The sequence below is a fragment of the Mucilaginibacter sp. genome, from assembly GCF_028287845.1.
Lineage (GTDB): Bacteria > Bacteroidota > Bacteroidia > Sphingobacteriales > Sphingobacteriaceae > Mucilaginibacter.
The window spans coordinates 1-18,252 of sequence record NZ_JAQBOW010000099.1; the positions used below are offsets into that span (position 1 = coordinate 1).

The 18,252-nt window shown below is 38.2% G+C and carries 16 protein-coding genes and 2 tRNA genes; 14 read left to right on the forward strand and 4 right to left on the reverse strand.

All coding sequences use genetic code 11. The features are described from left to right. Positions 1-246 precede the first annotated feature (246 nt). The 7 genes from JWP71_RS09400 (at position 247) to ctlX (ending at position 9,893) form a co-directional block, all read left to right on the forward strand. Positions 247-1,146 carry a 3-hydroxybutyryl-CoA dehydrogenase gene (locus tag JWP71_RS09400; RefSeq protein ID WP_299499013.1) on the forward strand — a complete coding sequence of 300 codons (900 nt, stop codon included), beginning with the start codon at positions 247-249 and terminating at the stop codon, positions 1,144-1,146. A 43-nt stretch (positions 1,147-1,189) separates the two neighbouring features. Beyond that, positions 1,190-1,483 carry a hypothetical protein gene (locus JWP71_RS09405; protein WP_299499016.1) on the forward strand — a complete coding sequence of 98 codons (294 nt, stop codon included), beginning with the start codon at positions 1,190-1,192 and terminating at the stop codon, positions 1,481-1,483. A gap of 513 nt (positions 1,484-1,996) precedes the next feature. After that, positions 1,997-4,411 (forward strand): gliding motility-associated C-terminal domain-containing protein, encoded by a 2,415-nt coding sequence (locus tag JWP71_RS09410; RefSeq protein WP_299499019.1) that lies wholly within the window; start codon positions 1,997-1,999, stop codon positions 4,409-4,411. Beyond that, complete coding sequence (locus tag JWP71_RS09415; protein ID WP_299499022.1) at positions 4,408-5,391, forward strand: type IX secretion system membrane protein PorP/SprF; 984 nt, start codon at positions 4,408-4,410, stop codon at positions 5,389-5,391. The genes JWP71_RS09410 and JWP71_RS09415 overlap by 4 nt, the downstream gene beginning before the upstream one ends. Positions 5,392-5,397: 6 nt before the next feature. After that, the gene (locus JWP71_RS09420) at positions 5,398-7,179 is read left to right on the forward strand and encodes an OmpA family protein (RefSeq protein ID WP_299499025.1); all 1,782 of its coding nucleotides are present in this window, start codon (positions 5,398-5,400) and stop codon (positions 7,177-7,179) included. A 245-nt stretch (positions 7,180-7,424) separates the two neighbouring features. After that, positions 7,425-8,882: an arginine deiminase family protein gene (locus JWP71_RS09425; RefSeq protein WP_299499028.1), complete on the forward strand. Its 1,458-nt coding sequence runs from the start codon at positions 7,425-7,427 to the stop codon at positions 8,880-8,882. Positions 8,883-8,975: 93 nt separating this feature from the next. Further along, a complete protein-coding gene (gene ctlX, locus JWP71_RS09430; RefSeq protein ID WP_299499031.1) occupies positions 8,976-9,893 on the forward strand; it encodes a citrulline utilization hydrolase CtlX in 918 nt (305 codons plus the stop codon). 10 nt (positions 9,894-9,903) lie between these two features. On the opposite strand, the gene JWP71_RS09435 is transcribed toward ctlX, so the two are convergent. After that, positions 9,904-10,467, reverse strand: coding sequence for a hypothetical protein (locus tag JWP71_RS09435; protein ID WP_299499034.1), 564 nt, complete (start codon positions 10,465-10,467; stop codon positions 9,904-9,906). Positions 10,468-10,739: 272 nt separating this feature from the next. Between JWP71_RS09435 and JWP71_RS09440 the strand changes: the two genes are divergently transcribed. Further along, complete coding sequence (locus JWP71_RS09440) at positions 10,740-12,134, forward strand: arginine decarboxylase (RefSeq protein WP_299499037.1); 1,395 nt, start codon at positions 10,740-10,742, stop codon at positions 12,132-12,134. A gap of 115 nt (positions 12,135-12,249) precedes the next feature. Here JWP71_RS09440 and JWP71_RS09445 read toward each other — a convergent pair whose 3' ends face one another. The 3 genes from JWP71_RS09445 to hscB all read right to left on the reverse strand — a co-directional run bounded on the left by JWP71_RS09445 (position 12,250) and on the right by hscB (position 13,906). After that, positions 12,250-12,762, reverse strand: a complete 513-nt coding sequence (locus JWP71_RS09445) for a DUF892 family protein (RefSeq protein WP_299499039.1) — start codon at positions 12,760-12,762, stop codon at positions 12,250-12,252. 509 nt (positions 12,763-13,271) lie between these two features. Then, positions 13,272-13,351 (reverse strand) — tRNA-Leu (locus JWP71_RS09450). Positions 13,352-13,381: 30 nt separating this feature from the next. Then, complete coding sequence (hscB, locus tag JWP71_RS09455; RefSeq protein WP_299499042.1) at positions 13,382-13,906, reverse strand: Fe-S protein assembly co-chaperone HscB; 525 nt, start codon at positions 13,904-13,906, stop codon at positions 13,382-13,384. A 124-nt stretch (positions 13,907-14,030) separates the two neighbouring features. Between hscB and kdsA the strand changes: the two genes are divergently transcribed. From kdsA to JWP71_RS09485, 6 genes are all read left to right on the forward strand, one after another. Beyond that, positions 14,031-14,810, forward strand: coding sequence for a 3-deoxy-8-phosphooctulonate synthase (gene kdsA / locus JWP71_RS09460; RefSeq protein WP_299499045.1), 780 nt, complete (start codon positions 14,031-14,033; stop codon positions 14,808-14,810). Between the two features lie 288 nt (positions 14,811-15,098). Further along, on the forward strand, positions 15,099-16,028 hold the full coding sequence (locus JWP71_RS09465) for a KpsF/GutQ family sugar-phosphate isomerase (RefSeq protein ID WP_299499047.1): 930 nt from the start codon (positions 15,099-15,101) through the stop codon (positions 16,026-16,028). A 6-nt stretch (positions 16,029-16,034) separates the two neighbouring features. Continuing rightward, entirely contained in the window at positions 16,035-16,823 is a 789-nt protein-coding gene (locus tag JWP71_RS09470) for a helical backbone metal receptor (protein WP_299499049.1), read from the forward strand. 329 nt (positions 16,824-17,152) lie between these two features. After that, a tRNA-Leu gene (locus JWP71_RS09475) sits at positions 17,153-17,234 on the forward strand. Between the two features lie 122 nt (positions 17,235-17,356). After that, the gene (locus tag JWP71_RS09480) at positions 17,357-17,521 is read left to right on the forward strand and encodes a hypothetical protein (protein WP_299499051.1); all 165 of its coding nucleotides are present in this window, start codon (positions 17,357-17,359) and stop codon (positions 17,519-17,521) included. A 3-nt stretch (positions 17,522-17,524) separates the two neighbouring features. After that, positions 17,525-18,004: a hypothetical protein gene (locus JWP71_RS09485; RefSeq protein ID WP_299499054.1), complete on the forward strand. Its 480-nt coding sequence runs from the start codon at positions 17,525-17,527 to the stop codon at positions 18,002-18,004. The last annotated feature ends 248 nt before the right edge of the window (positions 18,005-18,252 follow it).

The window sequence follows — 18,252 nt, forward strand, 5'->3', positions numbered from 1 at the left end:
CTACCATTGCACCAGAACTAGACCCATGATTATAAGAACTTGTAAGTTGAGCTTTTGCTACTGTAGCCACAACACTAAACACGAATAGTGCGGCAATAGTTTTTAAATTGGATTTCATATGTTTATAATTGATGTATACAAATATAAACTATAATATTTATGATAGTATAACGGTTTAGATAGTTAAACATAAGCATTAGGTAATACAAAAAGTAACAGTTTTGATACAGAGGATGTTTTGTAATTATGAGAAATATAACAGTAATAGGCTCGGGAACAATGGGTAATGGCATAGCCCATACATTTGCACAATATGGTTTTAGTGTTGCATTGGTTGATATTAATAAGGATGCGTTACAGCTTGCACTGCAAACCATAGGTAATAATTTAGATAAACAGGTAAAAAAAGGCACTATTGATGAACAGGCAAAAATAAATACTTTAAATAATATTAAAATCTATACAGATATAAAATCTGGCGCTGCAAACGCCGACCTGGTTGTTGAAGCGGCAACAGAGAACCGTGATGTTAAATTGAATTTATTTAAGCAGTTAGGCGACTTATGTGCGGCACATACTATACTGGCATCTAACACTTCTTCTATATCTATTACAGAAATAGCTGCGGTTACAAAAAAACCAGGTAATGTAATAGGCATGCATTTTATGAATCCGGTACCATTAATGAAACTGGTTGAAGTAATCAGGGGGACGGAAACCACCGATAAAGTTACCCTTACCATTATGGAGCTTTCTAAACACCTGGATAAAATTCCGGTTGAAGTAAATGATGCACCCGGGTTTGTGGCAAATAGAATTTTAATGCCTATGATAAATGAAGCAATATACACCTTGCATGAAGGAATTACCGGTGTTGAAGAAATAGATACTGTAATGAAATTAGGCATGTCTCATCCCATGGGCCCTTTGCAACTTGCTGATTTTATTGGCCTTGATGTATGTTTGGCTATATTAAATGTACTATATGCCGGTTTTAACAATGAAAAATATACGCCATGCCCGCTGCTTACAGAGTTGGTTTCTGCAGGCTGTTTGGGTATAAAATCAGGTAGTGGATTTTATAAATATACTGCCGGAAGCAAGGAATTAATAGTAGCCGATAAATTTAGAAAAACCAATATTTAAACTTTTTAAAAAATTATTTGTCAAAAATAAAAATTGATGACAAATGAAAACTTTAGCAAAAACCGGAATATTATTAGCTTTATTCGGTAGCCTTTTAGCCTCGTGCTACGGTGGTTATTATTATGTTAGAACACGCCCGGCAGAACCTTATTATATTAGGCCTGCATCACCCTATAACAGTGCTGTTTGGATTGACGGCGAATGGGAATGGAACAACGGCAGATACTCTTATATAGGCGGTCATTGGGAAAGACCACGCAACGGCCGGGTTTGGGTTAGAGGCAGTTGGCATCCCGGCCCAAGTGGTTATGCATGGCACAGAGGCTATTGGAGATAATACCACTTGACTTATTTAATGTAATATAGGCCGATCAAATTTCCAATAACCAGCCTTTATTACATTAAATAAGTCAAACTAAATTACTTTTCATTACGTATAAGCAGAATAATAATAAGTGGGTACGCACTCAAATGGTAAAATAAATATTATTACCACCAGCTTTTATTATCATTGTAGCCACATATTACCTTTATTTTAGTGATTTTTAAATGTGAATACGCTTCTGCTTTTAGTAACGGAAATTGAATAAAAGCAGATTCAATTGTTGTCGATTTAGGAAAATGCTTTCATTGCATAATCAATTTATTGAGGCTGAATTGGTTAAGAATTAATATAAAATGATGTTGTAATTATTTATTAAAATTTATAAATCTATCTAAGCCTTTACAAATGCGGCAACAGCAACCTGCCTACATATTATATATTTTCACAACCCGGTTAAGTTTTTCGGTAAGGAATTGGTCTCTTTATAGTTATCTGCTTTTATTGTTATTTTTACCTCAGGCCATTTTGGCTGAAGGAAGTAAAGAACTCTCTGCAAATGGCGGCAATCGTGCTTTCCTGTTTTCAAGCAACACCGGTAGCTTAGCGTTTCCCTTTCCTACTTTTGGCACAATGAAGGTTTATGTTAAAGCGGGTGAAACTTTATATATAGGATCAAGTGCACAAGGCATAGGCTCAGGAACTATTAACTTAAGAGCGCCTGACGGCAATACTTATACCAGTGGCACATCAACAACTATAGGTTTAATTAATGACCGCGGCCAGGAATTGGCCGGTCCGCAACCTAATGTTGGAGGATACACCCCCTATACGCGTGTGGCTACAGCCGCCCAGGCAGGTATTTGGGAAATTGATTTTATAGGGCCCAGTAATGGAAATGATCCAGAGTCAAACCCTGTCGCTATTGCTGCAAATGGCAATTGGGTTCAACCTTCAGGCCAATATATAGCTGCATTTGATATATCAGTACGCGATGCAAGTAATTCGTCTTTCTTAACCGGCCGTGTATTTACTAATATTTTTTGCGGTATAATAAGTGCTTATAACGGTGGCTTTAATGCCATAATGCATATTCTCACACAAGATGGTTATAGCTATGATCTGGATAACAACGGGCAAGCAGGAAATGGGTTTTCGTTTTTTGTAAATAATAAAGGTTTTAGGAACGGCGGTGGAAAACCAAGTTATTTAAGTATTAACAGCACCAATACTCCAAACGTACAAGATCCGAGGGCTGCGGATACACAAACAGATATTACCGACAAAATATTTTTCAATGCACCGGCTGCTGATCTTCCCGCAACTGCAAGCACGCCTGGTGGAGGTAGTACATGGCTAATAAATCCTCCGTTTGTGCCAAGTATCAGCGCTACTAGTTTTACAGGAAATGAAGGAACTATTGGTAAAACGGGCACATCGCCATTAGGTGGCACTATTAGTTTTACAGCTACAAGCAACGGCAGTTATACAATTACAATTGATGTTGACCATAACGGAACTTTTACTGATGCTATTGACCGCAAACTAACCGGCATTGTTAACACAGGTCCCAACCAGGTTAGTTGGGATGGACTAGATGGATTAGGCAATAAAGTACCGGCAAGTACAGTAAGCTATACGACAAATATAAGTTTATCATTATATAGCGCAGAGGTTCACTTCCCGTTTTTTGATGTGGAAAGGAATGTTAACGGTATTAAACTAACCCGAACAAGCGGTGCTGGTTCTCCTGACTATACAGTATATTGGGATGATAGCCAGCTAACCGTATCAGGCACCCCTTCAAACCCGGTGCAAAACTTAACCGGTATTAATAGTTTAATAAATGGTCATAAATGGGGAAGCCCAACAATTGATCCTAATGCCGATATCGATTTTGGCAACAACAAAAGCATAGATACCTGGTCGTATGTAACCAGCCCACCCCTAACAGCAACTATAAATTTTATAGTACAGGAAGCAGACCTGGAAGTAGTAAATTTAACATCTAGTTCCACGGGTGGATGCGTTGGTCAAAAAGTAAACTATACCGTATTGGTAAAAAATAACGGCCCAAGTGACGTTAGCGGTGCTATTTTTTCGTTTACGTTTCCAAATGAGCTGTCAGGGCTTGTGGTAACAAGCACGCAAACCGCAGGTACTGCCAGTGTAATTGCCGAAACAACAACGGCAAATTTATATACGGCTACACTGAATATGACAAATGGAGCAACCAGAACTTTTTTTGTTACCGGAACCGTAACTGCTTTGCCAGCTAGTAATGATTTAAGCGTAACTGCCGCCATTTTACGTCCGGCGGATGTTACTGACCCCGATGCCACCAATCCTGATAGCGCTATCCCTTCTGATCCGTTGGCAGAATGTAATTCTTCACCGTCTGGCACCGGCTGTAATAATATTCAAACAAATATCCTCCCGCTACTTGCAGCCCCAAATGCCGGACCCGACCAGATAGTCGAAGTAAACACAACAGCAACACTTACTGCTAATACAAACGGTACTTGGACACAATTAGGTATTACGCCCGCTATAGCAAATATAAATGCACCGGCAAGCACCACTACTACAATAACCGGCTTAACAACTATAGGTATATATAATTTTATTTTTACTAACGCTAATGGCTGCGCAGATACTGTTGCTGTTAAAGCAATTACGGCTAATTTATCTACGCCAAATATTTTTACTCCAAATGGTGATGGACAAAATGATGTTTACGAAATAGCGGGGATAACGCTTTATCCCGGCAGCCAGTTCCTGGTATATAACAGGTGGGGTAATGAAGTTTACCGATCAGAAAATTACGCAAATACGTGGGATGGTAAAGGGCTGGCAGAAGGCACTTATTTTTATATCCTTAACAGGAAAGAAAAAACAGGTGCTTTTACAACTTTTAAAGGTTGGATATATTTAAAACGATGAGGATTAGAAGCGTGAGAAAATATACTTTGCTATTAATGCTTTTTGGTTTTACTAAAAGCTTTGCCCAGCAAACCTTACAATATAGCCAATACATGTTTAATGGTTTAGCTGTAAATCCTGCTTATGCAGGCTATAAAGAAGATTGGACATTAAACTTGGCTAGCCGCTTGCAATGGGCAGGTGTAGATGGCGCCCCAAAAACCAATAGCCTATCAATAGATGGGGTAACAAATGACGATACAAAAAATGTTGGTTTAGGCTTTCTTGTTAATAATGACAGGCTTGGCCCCGAAAATAATTCATCAGTATATATTAACTATGCGTACCGATTACGGCTAAATGAAGAAGACTCACAACGTTTATGTTTTGGTATAGCTGCAGGTGCTATTCAATATAGTATCGATGGTTCGCTATTTAATCCTGCTAGTACAACTGATCCTTCTATTCCTACAGGTATACAAAATAAATTTTTGCCCGATTTTAGAGCGGGCATTTATTATTATACACCATTAATGTATATTGGAGTATCTGCACTTAATTTGCTGCCCCAGGTTGGGTCGGATCCAAATTCGATATTCATTATGCCGGTAAGAACTTACTATGCAACGGGTGGGTTGATTTTACCATTAACACCAGAAATTAGCCTGAAACCATCAGTAATGTTTAAAGAAGATCTTAAAGGACCTACCAACATGGATGTAGCCAGTTATTTAGTTTTTAACAAAGTATTATGGGTTGGGGCAGCTTACAGCTCGGGCGTACTATTATTGAATAAGACGGATTTACCGGTTGTTTTAAACAGAACAGCTGCCCTTACAGCCAGTGTTGCTGTAAATGTAACACCACGCTGTCGCATTGGCTATTCGTATGATTTTGTTACCACCGAACTTCCCGGTTATCAAAGCGGTTCGCACGAGCTGTCATTTAGTTTAAGTTTTGGAAGAAGTAGGGAAAGAGTATTAAGTCCACGTTTTTTTTAAATGATCATGAAAAAGATAATCATCCTTATCCTATTATTGAATGGTCTAATAATACAGGCAATAGCACAGGAAGCGCTTACCAAAAAGGAAATTGCTGATATTCTTTTTGAACGTTACGAATATTTTAAAAGCCTGAACATATACCTTGTACTTGCTGAAAGAAACAACCCTAAACTACAAGTAGTTGAGCGCGTTGCAGATTGTTATCGTTTGATGAATAATTACGAAAATGCCGAAATATGGTATAAAAAGGCTATAACCTACCCTAAGGCATCCTTAATCGATACTTATTATTATGCCGAAACATTATTACATAATAAAAATATAAAGGAAGCCAGGGAGCAGTTTAAATTGTATTACGATAAAACAAGCAACACAACTAAGCTTAAATTTAAACAGGCTACGTGTGATTCGGCTGAAAAATGGATGCAATCGCCCACTAACGCGTTTACTATAAAAAACGAACAAAAATACAATAGTAAATATTCTGATTGGGGCCTAAATTATTATGGCAAAACAGAGTTTGTTTTTACATCAGATCGTAAAGTAAGCGATAAACAAAAGGATACTTACAGTCGTAATGGCGACGGTTACTTTAATTTATACTACTCAAGTGGTGAACAGGTGATCCCTTTCCTATTAAAAACAAAAGATAACCCCTTATTTGCTGCCAATTATCATATTGGGCCAATAGCCTTTAATACCGCGGGAGACACCGCATATATTACCATAACTACAACAGTTCCTAAAGATCAGTTAGCTATTGATAAAAGAACTAAAGGCAATACCCAGCAATTATATACTCGTCGCCTGCAGTTAATTATAGCTACCAAAACAAATGATCAATGGAATAACTTTAAAAGTTTCCAGTACAATAATATAAAGGAGTATTCTATAGGTCATGCTACCTTATCAAAAAATGGAAATATAATATACTTTACATCAGACATGCCAGGTGGAGAAGGTAAAACAGATATATGGTATTGCGAAAAATTAGCAAATGGCACATGGGATAAGCCTGTTAATTGTGGTAATCTAATAAATACTGATGAAGATGAAGCCTTCCCTACTATAAGTGGCGATGGCGCCTTGTATTATTCATCAACGGGTTTACCGGGCATGGGCGGCTATGATATTTACAAAGTAAAAGGTGAAAGATCAAAATGGAGTAAGCCCGAGAATTTAAAATATCCTGTTAACAGCACCAGTGATGATTTTTCTTATATAACCCGCGATAGCTTAAGCGGATATTTTTCATCAAACCGCGATGGCGGAACGGGTAATGATGATATTTATAGCTTTAGTTATGATAGCAGCTATAAGCGCCCGCTTAATATATCTGCGGCATCGTCTAAAAACACTGCCCCTCTTGTTGCAATTACAAAACCACCGGTGCTAACATCTACAAGCGTATTAAAAAAAGGTGAAAAATTTATTGTTAATAATATTTATTATGATGTTAACAAGGCTGATGTTCGCCCGGATGCAGCAGTCGAGCTTGATAAATTGGTTTTAATTTTAAAACAACACCCCTCTTTGCGTATAGAGGTAAGCGCGCACACAGATTCGCGCTCTGCTTCATCTTATAATATGGCTTTATCTAATCGCAGAGCAGCCGCTACAGTTGCTTATTTGGTTAAACACGGCATTGTCCCTAATAGATTGGTAGCTAAAGGTTATGGTGATACTCATTTGCTAAATAAATGCGCCAAAGGTGAGTACTGTACCGAAGCAGAACACCAAATAAACAGGCGAACCGAAATACGCGTATTAAGCAACGATGAATAATTAACTCAAGTTGCTAAAACAAGCGGGCTATATGAAGATAGCCGCAGGCATGTAAAAACGAAAGTAAATAATTCATTTAAATTTCACTATCAAGTATTAAACTTATTAAATAGGCATTATTGGTTATGGCTCCTAAAGCTATAATATTTTAATTAGGAATTAAATGTCTTGTTTAAAAAAGACTATTTTTTCAGTTTAAAATATCCAGATAATTCTAAATAGCTTTGTATAGCTAAAAACTATCCATGATACTACATAATAACAATTTTAAAATAGATGTAAGTTCTGAAATTGGAAACCTGCGTTCCCTATTGATCCATAGCCCCGATAACGGATTGGGCCGTGTAGTGCCCTCAAAGGCGCAGGATTGGCTGTTTGAGGATATTGTGCACCTGGATAGTATGCGCAAAAACGAGTACGACTATTATGTTAAACTGCTGTTGTTCTTTCTTGATCCTGCCAAAATAAAAGGTAAGCTGAAAGACATTGATTCAAAAGAAAACAACCGCGATTTTTATAAGCCCGATAATAAAAGCTTCCACGCATCAAACAAAGTTATTGAGATACAAAGCCTGCTGGCTGATATTTTAGAAGATGAAGACATCCGCAATAAACTGGTGGCCTCTGTTTGCGCTATAGAAAGCTGCAACTACCGCTTGCAGCAAACATTAACAGATACCGCCCCGGTTGAGCTGGCTAAAATATTCATATCGGGCTCATTAAACAGCAATGAGATGATATTCGCTCCTATTCCTAATTTAATTTTTTCGCGGGATATAGGCATAGCTATAAATAACTATATGCTGCTTAATAAACCGGCAAAAAAAGCAAGGGCGCGCGAAACTTTATTAGCAAGGTATATTTTCTTTAACCACTCGCTGTTTGCTGCTTACCGCGATAATATTTTAGAAATACCCGAAACGGTACAACAGTTTTTACGCCCCGGTGAAGACCAGGATGAGAAAACCACCTTAGAAGGCGGCGATGTAATGATGATAAGCCCGGAGCACTTAATAATTGGCTGCAGCGAACGCACCTCAAACAGCGGGGCCAATGAGGCCATTAAGTTGCTGTTTGCAAATGATGTGGTTAAAAAAATAACAGTAGTTAAAATTCCGCATAAGCGGGATTATATGCATATAGATACGGTATTTACGCAAGTGAAACGCAATGTTTGGGTGCTGTTGCATTCGCTGGGGGTATCACAAAACCCGGTTGAAGATAGTGAGCCCATGGCATGGTTCGCTGACAAAAAACAAAAGGATAAAGACAGAACAGATATTATACAGTTTGAAAAAGGAAAGAAAAAGCCACGCACATTTAATTGTTTAGAAGATTTGCTTACAGATATTAGTGAAAATGACCTGCAAAGCAAAGAGAAAACAACTTTCATATATTCGGGCAATGATACTTTTCCCTATGATGCCCGCGAACAATGGACCGATTCTTGTAACCTGTTAGCTATTAAAGAAGGTGTTGTTTTAGGCTATGACCGTAATGATAAAACCATTGAGGCATTTAAAAAGAACGGTTTCCAGGTAATAAAGGTTAAAGAGCTGCTCAGGAAGTTTGAAAACGACGAGCTTGACCCGCAAAGCATGAAGGATACCCTGATTTTAATGCCTTCGGCAGAACTTTCAAGGGCTCGCGGTGGTTTCCATTGTATGAGTATGCCATTACAAAGGGATAGTCTGAACCGCTGATTTATTTGATTTTTGGATTTCGCTGATTAGCCAAAAAAATAAATCATAATAATCAATTTAATCAAATAAATCAGTGGTTCAGACAATTAGCAAATGAGTCAATCAACTAACAACATCCTGATGATCCGCCCGGTAAGCTTTGGTTTTAACGAGCAAACTGCGGAGAGCAACGCTTTTCAAACCCGTGATGCCGATCAGCAACAGGTACAGGCAAATGCTTTGGCCGAGTTTGATGGATTAGTAAAGGTTTTAAAAGACAATGGCATCAATGTAACGATTATTGATGATACTGCCGAACCGCATACCCCCGATTCTATTTTCCCAAACAACTGGGTATCCTTTCATCAAGATGGTGATGTTTTTTTGTACCCAATGCAAGCCGAGAACCGGCGTTTAGAACGTCGCGAAGATATTATCAGTAAGTTGGAAGATACCTTTCAGGTAAAGCATATAATTGATCTGAGCCGATTTGAGCATGAAGGCAGGTTTTTAGAAGGCACCGGCAGTATGGTGTTCGACCGGGAGAATAAAATTGTCTATGCCTGCTTATCTCCCCGAACCGATGAAAAGGTATTGGCTGTATTTTGTGAGCAAACCGGTTATAAATCAATAAGTTTTTCTGCGACTGACGAAAATGGCCTGGCTATTTATCATACCAATGTGTTAATGTGCATCGGCAGTAAATTCGCGGTTATTTGTTTAGATAGCCTAAATAATGATATTGAAAAACAAATAGTTATATCACAAATTGAAAGAACAGGCAAAGAGCTTATCCCAATAACTTTTGACCAAATGAACCATTTTGCAGGCAATATGCTGGAAGTAAAAAATGGGGATGATGAAACATTAATTGTAATGTCGCAAAGTGCCTATACTTTACTTACCGATAAGCAAAAAGCAACCCTTTCCAAATACGGCAAGTTAATTTATGCCGATATACATACCATTGAAAATAATGGTGGCGGCAGTGCCCGGTGCATGATAGCAGAGGTGCATTTGCCTGCTGTGTGAACCTTCAATATTATTTGAAGTGATATTCGGGTGGATAAGATGTTTTATGGTTATGAATATTTTTTTCTATTTTTTGTGTAAAACGCTCTTTGTCTTTATTATAAAATTGCACTTCAGCAAAGAAAACATACCCCCCTTGTAGCTTTTCTAATAAAACATCATTCATTGTAAAGTGTAATTTACTATCAGTATTCCACTCAATATTTTTAGGTGGTTCAAAGGTTTCAAATTTATGTATATTTATAAATTCCGCTTTGAGGACTATAAACTCATATGCGGCTGCTTTTGACTTACTGTCATTTCTAAACTGAATATAGTTCCTTGTATAGGTAAATACATAATCATCTATTACAAAATTTGGCATTATTTCATCATGCCGTGAGGTTTGATAAATTTTGGCCATAGAAGCTAGTGAATCTACTTGTTTTTGTATTTTGTCAGCATCCTTTCGTGTTGAGAACAGAGTGTAAATTGTCCCTAATAATGCCAGTCCTGATATAATTGCAGAGGTATCTTCTGCTGTAAATTGACATAATATCATTAACAATGATAGCGAAAATTCATTTACCTTCACCCCTCCCTACATCTTCCTCCATAGGAGTCCTCCGTATAATTGGGAGAGAATCACACAAGCAACCGCTTTTCTTGTCATCGCATTAGATTCAATTCACCCTAAAATAACACCATAAGAACAACTATCATCCTATAATATTACCCGCCAAAACCAATGACCAATGACTTAATGACCAATGACGAAATAATAATTACAATTCAACTATAAAATTTCCACTAACAAATAGCGCTTTATTCCGTTTTAAAATCACACTTTTGCCAAAAAATTAATTAATGCAGAGTTACCAGGAATTTCTTGACTTAAGTGTTGGCTTCCCGCAGGAAGGATTTGAGATCATCGACGACGAATTATACTTCCATGATTTGAATTTAATGGAGATGATAGAAACGTATGGCACTCCCCTGCGGTTTACTTACCTGCCTATGGTCACTAAAAAGATCCAGCAGGCAAAGTTGTTGTTTCAGCAGGCTATCGTTAAAAACAACTATCGTGGCAGCTATAAATATTGCTATTGCACCAAAAGCTCGCACTTTAAACATATCGTAGAAGAGGCGCTGAAAAATGAGATTCACCTGGAAACATCATCAGCCTTTGATATGCCGATGATTGATGCGCTGGAGAAAAAAGGTGCCCTAAGCAAAGACATGACCGTTATCTGCAACGGTTTTAAAACTTTCCAATACAAGCAATATATTATTGATATGCTGCATGATGGTTTTAAAAACATCATCCCGGTATTGGATAACAAAGAAGAGTTTAATCTGTATGATGACGAGGTAGAAATGAGCACCCCGTGCAACCTGGGTATCCGTATAGCTGCAGAAGAGCAGCCAGACTCGCAGTTTTACACCTCGCGTTTGGGTATCCGCATGGAGGATATTATTGATTTTTATTACAACAAAATAGAGCAGAACCCTAATTTCCAGGTTAAGTTGTTGCATTTCTTTATTAACTCGGGTATATCTGATACGCCATATTATTGGAACGAGCTGGAAAAATACGTTACGCTATACTGCAAGTTCAAAAAAATCAACCCTGCTTTAGATACACTGGATATTGGTGGCGGTATGCCATTTAAAGACTCCTTAGTATTTGATTTTGATTACGAATACATGATCAATGAAATTGTAAGTCGTATTAAAGAGATCTGTGCCGATAACGATACCGAAGAACCTGATATTATTACCGAGTTTGGTAAATATACCTGTGCCGAAGCATCGGGCATTTTATACAAAGTGTTGGGCCGTAAACAACAAAACGATCGCGAAAAATGGTTAATGCTGGACGGCAGCTTCATTACCAACCTGCCTGATGTTTGGGCACTGAATCAAAAATACATCCTGTTGCCTGTAAACAACTGGGACTCTGAATACGAACGGGTTAATCTTGGTGGTATAACCTGCGACGGGCAGGACTATTACAACCAGGAAGCGCACATGAACAGCGTATTTATGCCTAAGACCCGCAAGGTTCAATATCTGGGCTTTTTTAATACCGGCGCCTACCAGGAAGTTTTAAGCGGCTACGGCGGCATACACCATTGCCTGCTGCCATCGCCCAAGCATGTTATTATTCGCCGCAACCGCGATGAGACATTTAACTTCGAGGTTTTTGGCGAGGAGCAGAACAGTAAACAAGTGTTGAAGATATTAGGGTATACTACGTAAACCTACGGTGCATTTTTTAAAATGATGCAAAATCCAGACTAACGTGAAAAGCCAGTATCCTTACAGAATACTGGCTTGCCCGATTTAATCAGGAAATAAAATAAGGTTATCTTACTTAATTTAATTTATAATTGATGTTTTTTTCAGCGATCCGGGTCAGCAGGGCATCGGCTGCCCTGTCATCTGCCAATGTCTCACCTAAAAGATCAGCCGCTTGACGGTAACCCATATTATTAGCCAGGTTAACCATCGCATCATAAGTAGCTATTTTATAATGCTCGGCTTTTTTACCGGCGAATATGAGGCCCGTATCCCTTTGGACAGAGCCTTTGTTAGTTTCTTCGATCATATCTACGCCCTCATCAACAATATCTGCGATTGCCGCGCATTTACCGGAGTTAACTTTTTCATTGACCATGCCAAAAACCTGCTCAAGCCGGTCAACATGGGTTTGTGCCTGGTTTCGGTTTTGACCGAAAGCGTTTTTCAGTTCCGGCGTAGTCGCTGCTTCCTGTAGCTTAAGTAGCGCGATGAACAACTTCTTTTCTGCCCAATAAATATCTCTTAACTGGTTAACAAAAAACTCCTTGAGCTTTAAATTTGTTGCTTTCATTGTTTGTGTTTCCATTAATTTGAAGATTATTATATGTTAAAAATTTATTGTTAATTCATACGTAACACATACCCTAAAATAGCAGGCATGTTTAAAACGCCGGTAACCCGGCTTTGATAAAAAAGAAAATTCTGAAATTGCAGTAGGTAGGCAGATATTATAAAGAGTAGTACATATTTATAACTTTAAGTTAAGTTTATGACAATTTCTTTTGTGGGGTATTACGATATTTGACTTTTAAAATTTGATTTTTAAAAACTTTATATGTATATTAATACGTTGTTAATGGCTGGATATTGCATTTTATTTGCATTATTAAATAAAACAAAATTTAAATATTAGGTTAAAATCATTTACACCGCGTTAACTGCTTAATCTATAGCAAAATAGAAATATACTTTAAAAACCTGATATTTCTCCACAAAAATCAATACCCGAAGGATGTTCCTTTTATCAATAATATATACCAATTAAGGTATCTCATATAACCAACAAAGCCCTCCTGATGTATCAGGAAGGCTTTGTACCCAGCGCCGGAGTCGAACCGGCACGGTTTCCCACAGGTGTTTGAGACCAGCGCGTCTACCAATTCCGCCAGCTGGGCTTGCTTTTATCCGAGGGTGGATTTAAGTCCTCAGAAGCGGGACGCAAATGTATTTAAACTCTCCTTAATTCGCAACAGATATTTTTGCCGATAATAAATATTTGCAATATCATTCAAACGGCTTTCTTTAGCAGTATCATCTAACTGCTCATAATCATTAGTTAAGGCTGATAAGCCTTCATCTATATCACTTTCAACAGCAAGCACTTCCGCGGTTATATGCCCCAATTCTGCGGCATTATCTACCTCCATTAAACGTTCGTTAATATCCATCATCTCCATTAAAAAATCTGCGGGAAGCTGTGGTTTTGCCCCCTCGAAAACAAGTTCATGCAGCCTTAGTATATATTCCAACCGCTTATTAGGGTTAGAAAGTGTTTGATATGCTTTATTATTTAAGGTAGATAGCTCCAGTATTTCCTGCTGTTTCGCTTCATCTTCGTTCGCATAAAAATCGGGATGATATTGTTTACTTAACTCGTAAAACTTCTTTTTTAGGAAAGCCTGATCTGGGTTAAATGATTCGGGTATGGCGTAAAAGTCAAAATAATTCATAATAATTTAATTGCAAATTTAGTTGAATTGCATGAATTATTGAGGAGATAATCAATTCGTGTATTTCGTACCTGTAAATTTGTGCAATTTGCGTCTATAAGATAAAATTTCTCATCTTTGTTGCATGACATTGTTTGAACAGATACAGCAGAAGCCATTTTTTATATTGGGTCCGTGCGTAATGGAAAATCAGGAACTGCTTTATACCGTTGCTGATAAAGTTGCCCAAATAGGGCAGAAATATCCAATCACCGTAATATTTAAATCATCTTTTGATAAGGCTAACCGTACTTCCATACACTCGTACCGTGGACCCGGTATTGAAAAGGGTATGGAAATGCTACAGAAGATAAAAGAGAAATTTAATCTGCCCGTTACTACCGATATACACGAACCATACCAGGCCGCCATTGCTGCCGAAGTTGTTGATATTTTACAGATACCCGCGTTTTTATGCCGCCAAACAGATTTACTGGTTGCGGCTGCAAAAACCGGCAAGGTTGTAAATGTTAAAAAAGCACAGTTTCTATCGGGGCAGGATATGTTTTACCCGGCTCAAAAGGTTGTTGAAGCAGGTAATACACAGGTAATTTTAACCGAACGTGGTAATATGTACGGTTACAATAACCTTGCGGTAGATTTTAGGAATATATATGATATGAAAGGTTTTGGTTATCCTGTTTGTATGGACTGTACGCATTCTGTACAGCGCCCGGGCGGTGCGGGGGGTAAAACTGGTGGCGATCGTACCTTTGTACCTATGATGGCTTTGGCTGCCAAAGCTTTTGGTGCCGATGGGTATTTCTTGGAAGCGCACCCTGATCCGGATAATGCTTTAAGCGACGGGCCTAATATGGTGAAGCTGCATGAGTTGGAAGAAGTAATTAAACCGTTGATAGGATAACTTGTTTCACGAAATAGTGAAACAAAATGTAACAAGTGAAACAAGATTTTTGATTAACTTATTGAAAACAAGCATATTGCGAAAAAGTGATGTAACAAAATGTAACAACTTATTCGTCTGTATTTTTATAGCTAGTTTTAATATGTTTTATTGATAATCAAGTTGTTGCAAATTGGCTGATTTTTAAGTGGTGAAACAAAATGAAACAAGATTTATTGGTGAAACAAACAATACCTTAAATCCTGACTGAACACAATAACGTATTGCGTAAAACGTATAACACAACTAATGAAAGATATTGCCAAAAGGGTTTTTGATGTTGAAATAGAATCATTGCAGCAGGTTGCAGGTTTAATTGATGATACTTTTACCGCTGTTGTACAGGCTATATTAAATAGCACGGGCAAAGTTATAGTTATTGGTGTGGGCAAATCGGGCCTTATCGGTAAAAAAATAGCCGCTACTTTATCAAGCACAGGCACGCCAGGTTTCTTTTTGCATCCCGGCGACGCATTTCATGGCGATTTGGGTATTGTTGGTGCGCAGGATACGGCTATACTCATATCCTATTCGGGCGAGACTGATGAGGTGCTTAAAGTTATCCCGTTTTTAAAGTGGAACAAGAACCTGATAATAAGCATTACCGGCAATCCAAACTCAACTATTGCTAAAAACAGCAACCATCATCTAAACATAAAAATTACCCGCGAAGCTTGCCCGCTTGCTTTGGCGCCAACTTCATCAACTACGGCAGCGTTGGTTATGGGCGATGCTTTGGCTATAGCATTGATGGAATCGCGTAATTTTCAGGAAGAAGATTTTGCACGCTTTCATCCCGGCGGCAGCCTGGGGCGTAAATTATTAACAAGAATAAAAGATTTGATGCGGGTTGATAATTTACCATTTATACACAAGGACGCTTCTTTTACCGATGTATTGCTAAGCATGTCTGAAGGTAAGTTAGGGATGGTAATTGTGGGTACTAAAGATCATATAGAAGGTATTATTACCGATGGCGACCTGCGCAGGGCCCTGTTAAAAAATCAGGATATAGCTCAACTATCTGTTACGGATATGATGACCGCTAACCCAATAATTATTGATGCTGATGAGTTTATTGGCCAGGTGGAAATATTGATGATGGAAAAGAAAATAACCAATGTACTGGTAGGTAAAAACAGGAAATTGGCCGGTGTTTATCAAATATATAATCAGTAACACATCATGGCTGTATTTTACGATCAGCTAAACCGCGAGGTAAACTTACCCTCAGTTCCAAAAGGAATAATTTCTGTAGTACCCTCACAAACCGAATTGCTTTTTTATTTAGGATTAGATAAAGAGGTTATTGGTATAACCAAATTTTGTATCCATCCCGGCAATAAATTTAAAACCACCACCAAAGTTGGCGGTACCAAGCAGTTAAATATCAAACTGATAAAGGAGTTAAAACCCGATCTTATCATCGCCAATAAAGAAGAAAACGAGCAATCGCAGATAGAAGAACTGATGACCATTTGCCCGATTTGGATAAGTGACATTAGTAATTTGGATGAAGCTTTGGATATGATAACGAAAGTAGGCGAGTTGGTCAATCGCCAAAAAGAAGCACAAATATTAACAGCAAAAGTTAGTCGACTATTTAGTCAGTTGGCAATTCGGCCAAAAAATTTAAGTGTGGCTTATTTGATATGGCGCAAGCCGTACATGGTAGCAGGGAAGTATACGTTTATTGATGATATGCTGCAAAAATGTGGTTTAATAAATGCTTTCGATGAGGGCCGTTATCCCGAAGTAACGTCCGAAATGCTTATCGATACAAAGCCGGATGTAGTATTACTATCATCAGAACCTTATCCGTTTACCCAAAAACATATAGATGAGTTTAAATCAATGTTACCCAATTCACAGATAATATTGGTTGATGGCGAGCTGTTTTCCTGGTATGGAAACAGGTTATTACATGCGCCGGATTATTTCACGGAACTTGTCGGAAGAATAATTAGACAATAAAGTTGAGTTAACGTGAGTTCAATTTAATATGCCCCATCGGGGCTACCTATTTGTAGCACAATATAATAAACGTAAAAATGTGCCCCGCCAGGGGTTACCCATTCCAATTTGGGTAGCCCCTAATGGGGCATACAACATAATATTTATGTAGCTACAAATAGGTAGCCCCGCTGGGGCATAACTTTTTCTGCACTTAACTTCTGTTAAATTAATTAATTCATTTTCAACCACTCACCCAGTAAACCATTCACCCAATCAACAAAAAGATAAATTACTTTTCATATTCTGTCAATTTAATCTATCTTTGCCACTCTTAAAAAATCCTAACTGCGGAAGTGGCGTAATTGGTAGCCGCACCAGACTTAGGATCTGGCGCTTCACGGCGTGGGGGTTCGAGTCCCTTCTTCCGCACAAAAAAAGCCGTTACTGAACAAGTAACGGCTTTTTTTATTAAAGTGGTCTCCACAATGGTAAGCTTACAACAACTTTGTTATTTCGCATCTTTTACATAAATTTGATAAGGTTATTATATCATGGACAAACAAAAGCAAGGATTTGATAAGGCTGAACTTGATCTATTGAAAGAGGGGTTAAAGAGAAGTTATAAAGAACGCTTTGAAATGGCTACCCGGCTATACAAAATTCAACAAACCATGAATAAGGCTACTATAACTCATAAACCCTTTATCAGCAAATAATTTGTGGATATTTTTGATGAAGAAATATTAAATTTCTGGAAGGCTCTTCAGGATAACAGTGTACAATATATACTGGTTGGAGGTTATGCCATAAATTTACATGGCTATCAACGATTTACCGGCGATCTGGATATTTGGATAAAAGATAGCTTAACAAACAGGCAGATGTTGCGTAAGGCTTTTATAGCTTGTGATATGGGCGATTTCCCGATGCTGGAGCATATGCAATTTGTACCCGGCTGGACAGACTTTCATTTAAATAATAACATGCGCTTAGATATTTTAATTGATATGAAGGGCCTTGAGGGTTATACTTTTGATGAATGCTTACAAATGGCTTCGGTTGCAGATATTGAAAACGTCAGTGTCCCGTTCCTGCATATTAACCAGTTAATTGAAAATAAAAAAATAGTTAACCGCCCAAAAGATCAAATTGATGTATTGGCACTTGAAGAGATACGTAGATTAAGAGATAACCCATAGTTAGAGATTGGCAGGAATGCCAGCCTCAAAGACTTGTGATAAACTTGCCGGTTCGACTCCGGCGCTGGGTACAAAGCCTGATGTGAAAGCATCGGGCTTTGTCTGTTGATAGGCGGAATAACACCAGCTATGGGCTGGATTCTACGATATTTTTGAAGGGATATCAGCGGTTGATCTCACCCAATAGCTGAAACACACCGCTTACTTTCTCCCCGATTAAGCAACCATGCTTAACCGATACCCATTTT

Excerpts from the sequence above, each read along its gene's own strand:
- JWP71_RS09420 (WP_299499025.1), top strand. The coding sequence starts at position 5,398 with ATGAAAAAGATAATCATCCTTATCCTATTATTGAATGGTCTAATAATA.
- JWP71_RS09470 (WP_299499049.1), top strand. The coding sequence starts at position 16,035 with ATGGCTGTATTTTACGATCAGCTAAACCGCGAGGTAAACTTACCCTCA.
- kdsA (WP_299499045.1), top strand. The coding sequence starts at position 14,031 with ATGACATTGTTTGAACAGATACAGCAGAAGCCATTTTTTATATTGGGT.
- JWP71_RS09440 (WP_299499037.1), top strand. The coding sequence starts at position 10,740 with ATGCAGAGTTACCAGGAATTTCTTGACTTAAGTGTTGGCTTCCCGCAG.
- ctlX (WP_299499031.1), top strand. The coding sequence starts at position 8,976 with ATGAGTCAATCAACTAACAACATCCTGATGATCCGCCCGGTAAGCTTT.
- JWP71_RS09425 (WP_299499028.1), top strand. The coding sequence starts at position 7,425 with ATGATACTACATAATAACAATTTTAAAATAGATGTAAGTTCTGAAATT.
- JWP71_RS09480 (WP_299499051.1), top strand. The coding sequence starts at position 17,357 with ATGGACAAACAAAAGCAAGGATTTGATAAGGCTGAACTTGATCTATTG.
- hscB (WP_299499042.1), bottom strand. The coding sequence starts at position 13,906 with ATGAATTATTTTGACTTTTACGCCATACCCGAATCATTTAACCCAGAT.
- JWP71_RS09400 (WP_299499013.1), top strand. The coding sequence starts at position 247 with ATGAGAAATATAACAGTAATAGGCTCGGGAACAATGGGTAATGGCATA.
- JWP71_RS09405 (WP_299499016.1), top strand. The coding sequence starts at position 1,190 with ATGAAAACTTTAGCAAAAACCGGAATATTATTAGCTTTATTCGGTAGC.
- JWP71_RS09415 (WP_299499022.1), top strand. The coding sequence starts at position 4,408 with ATGAGGATTAGAAGCGTGAGAAAATATACTTTGCTATTAATGCTTTTT.
- JWP71_RS09465 (WP_299499047.1), top strand. The coding sequence starts at position 15,099 with ATGAAAGATATTGCCAAAAGGGTTTTTGATGTTGAAATAGAATCATTG.
- JWP71_RS09445 (WP_299499039.1), bottom strand. The coding sequence starts at position 12,762 with ATGGAAACACAAACAATGAAAGCAACAAATTTAAAGCTCAAGGAGTTT.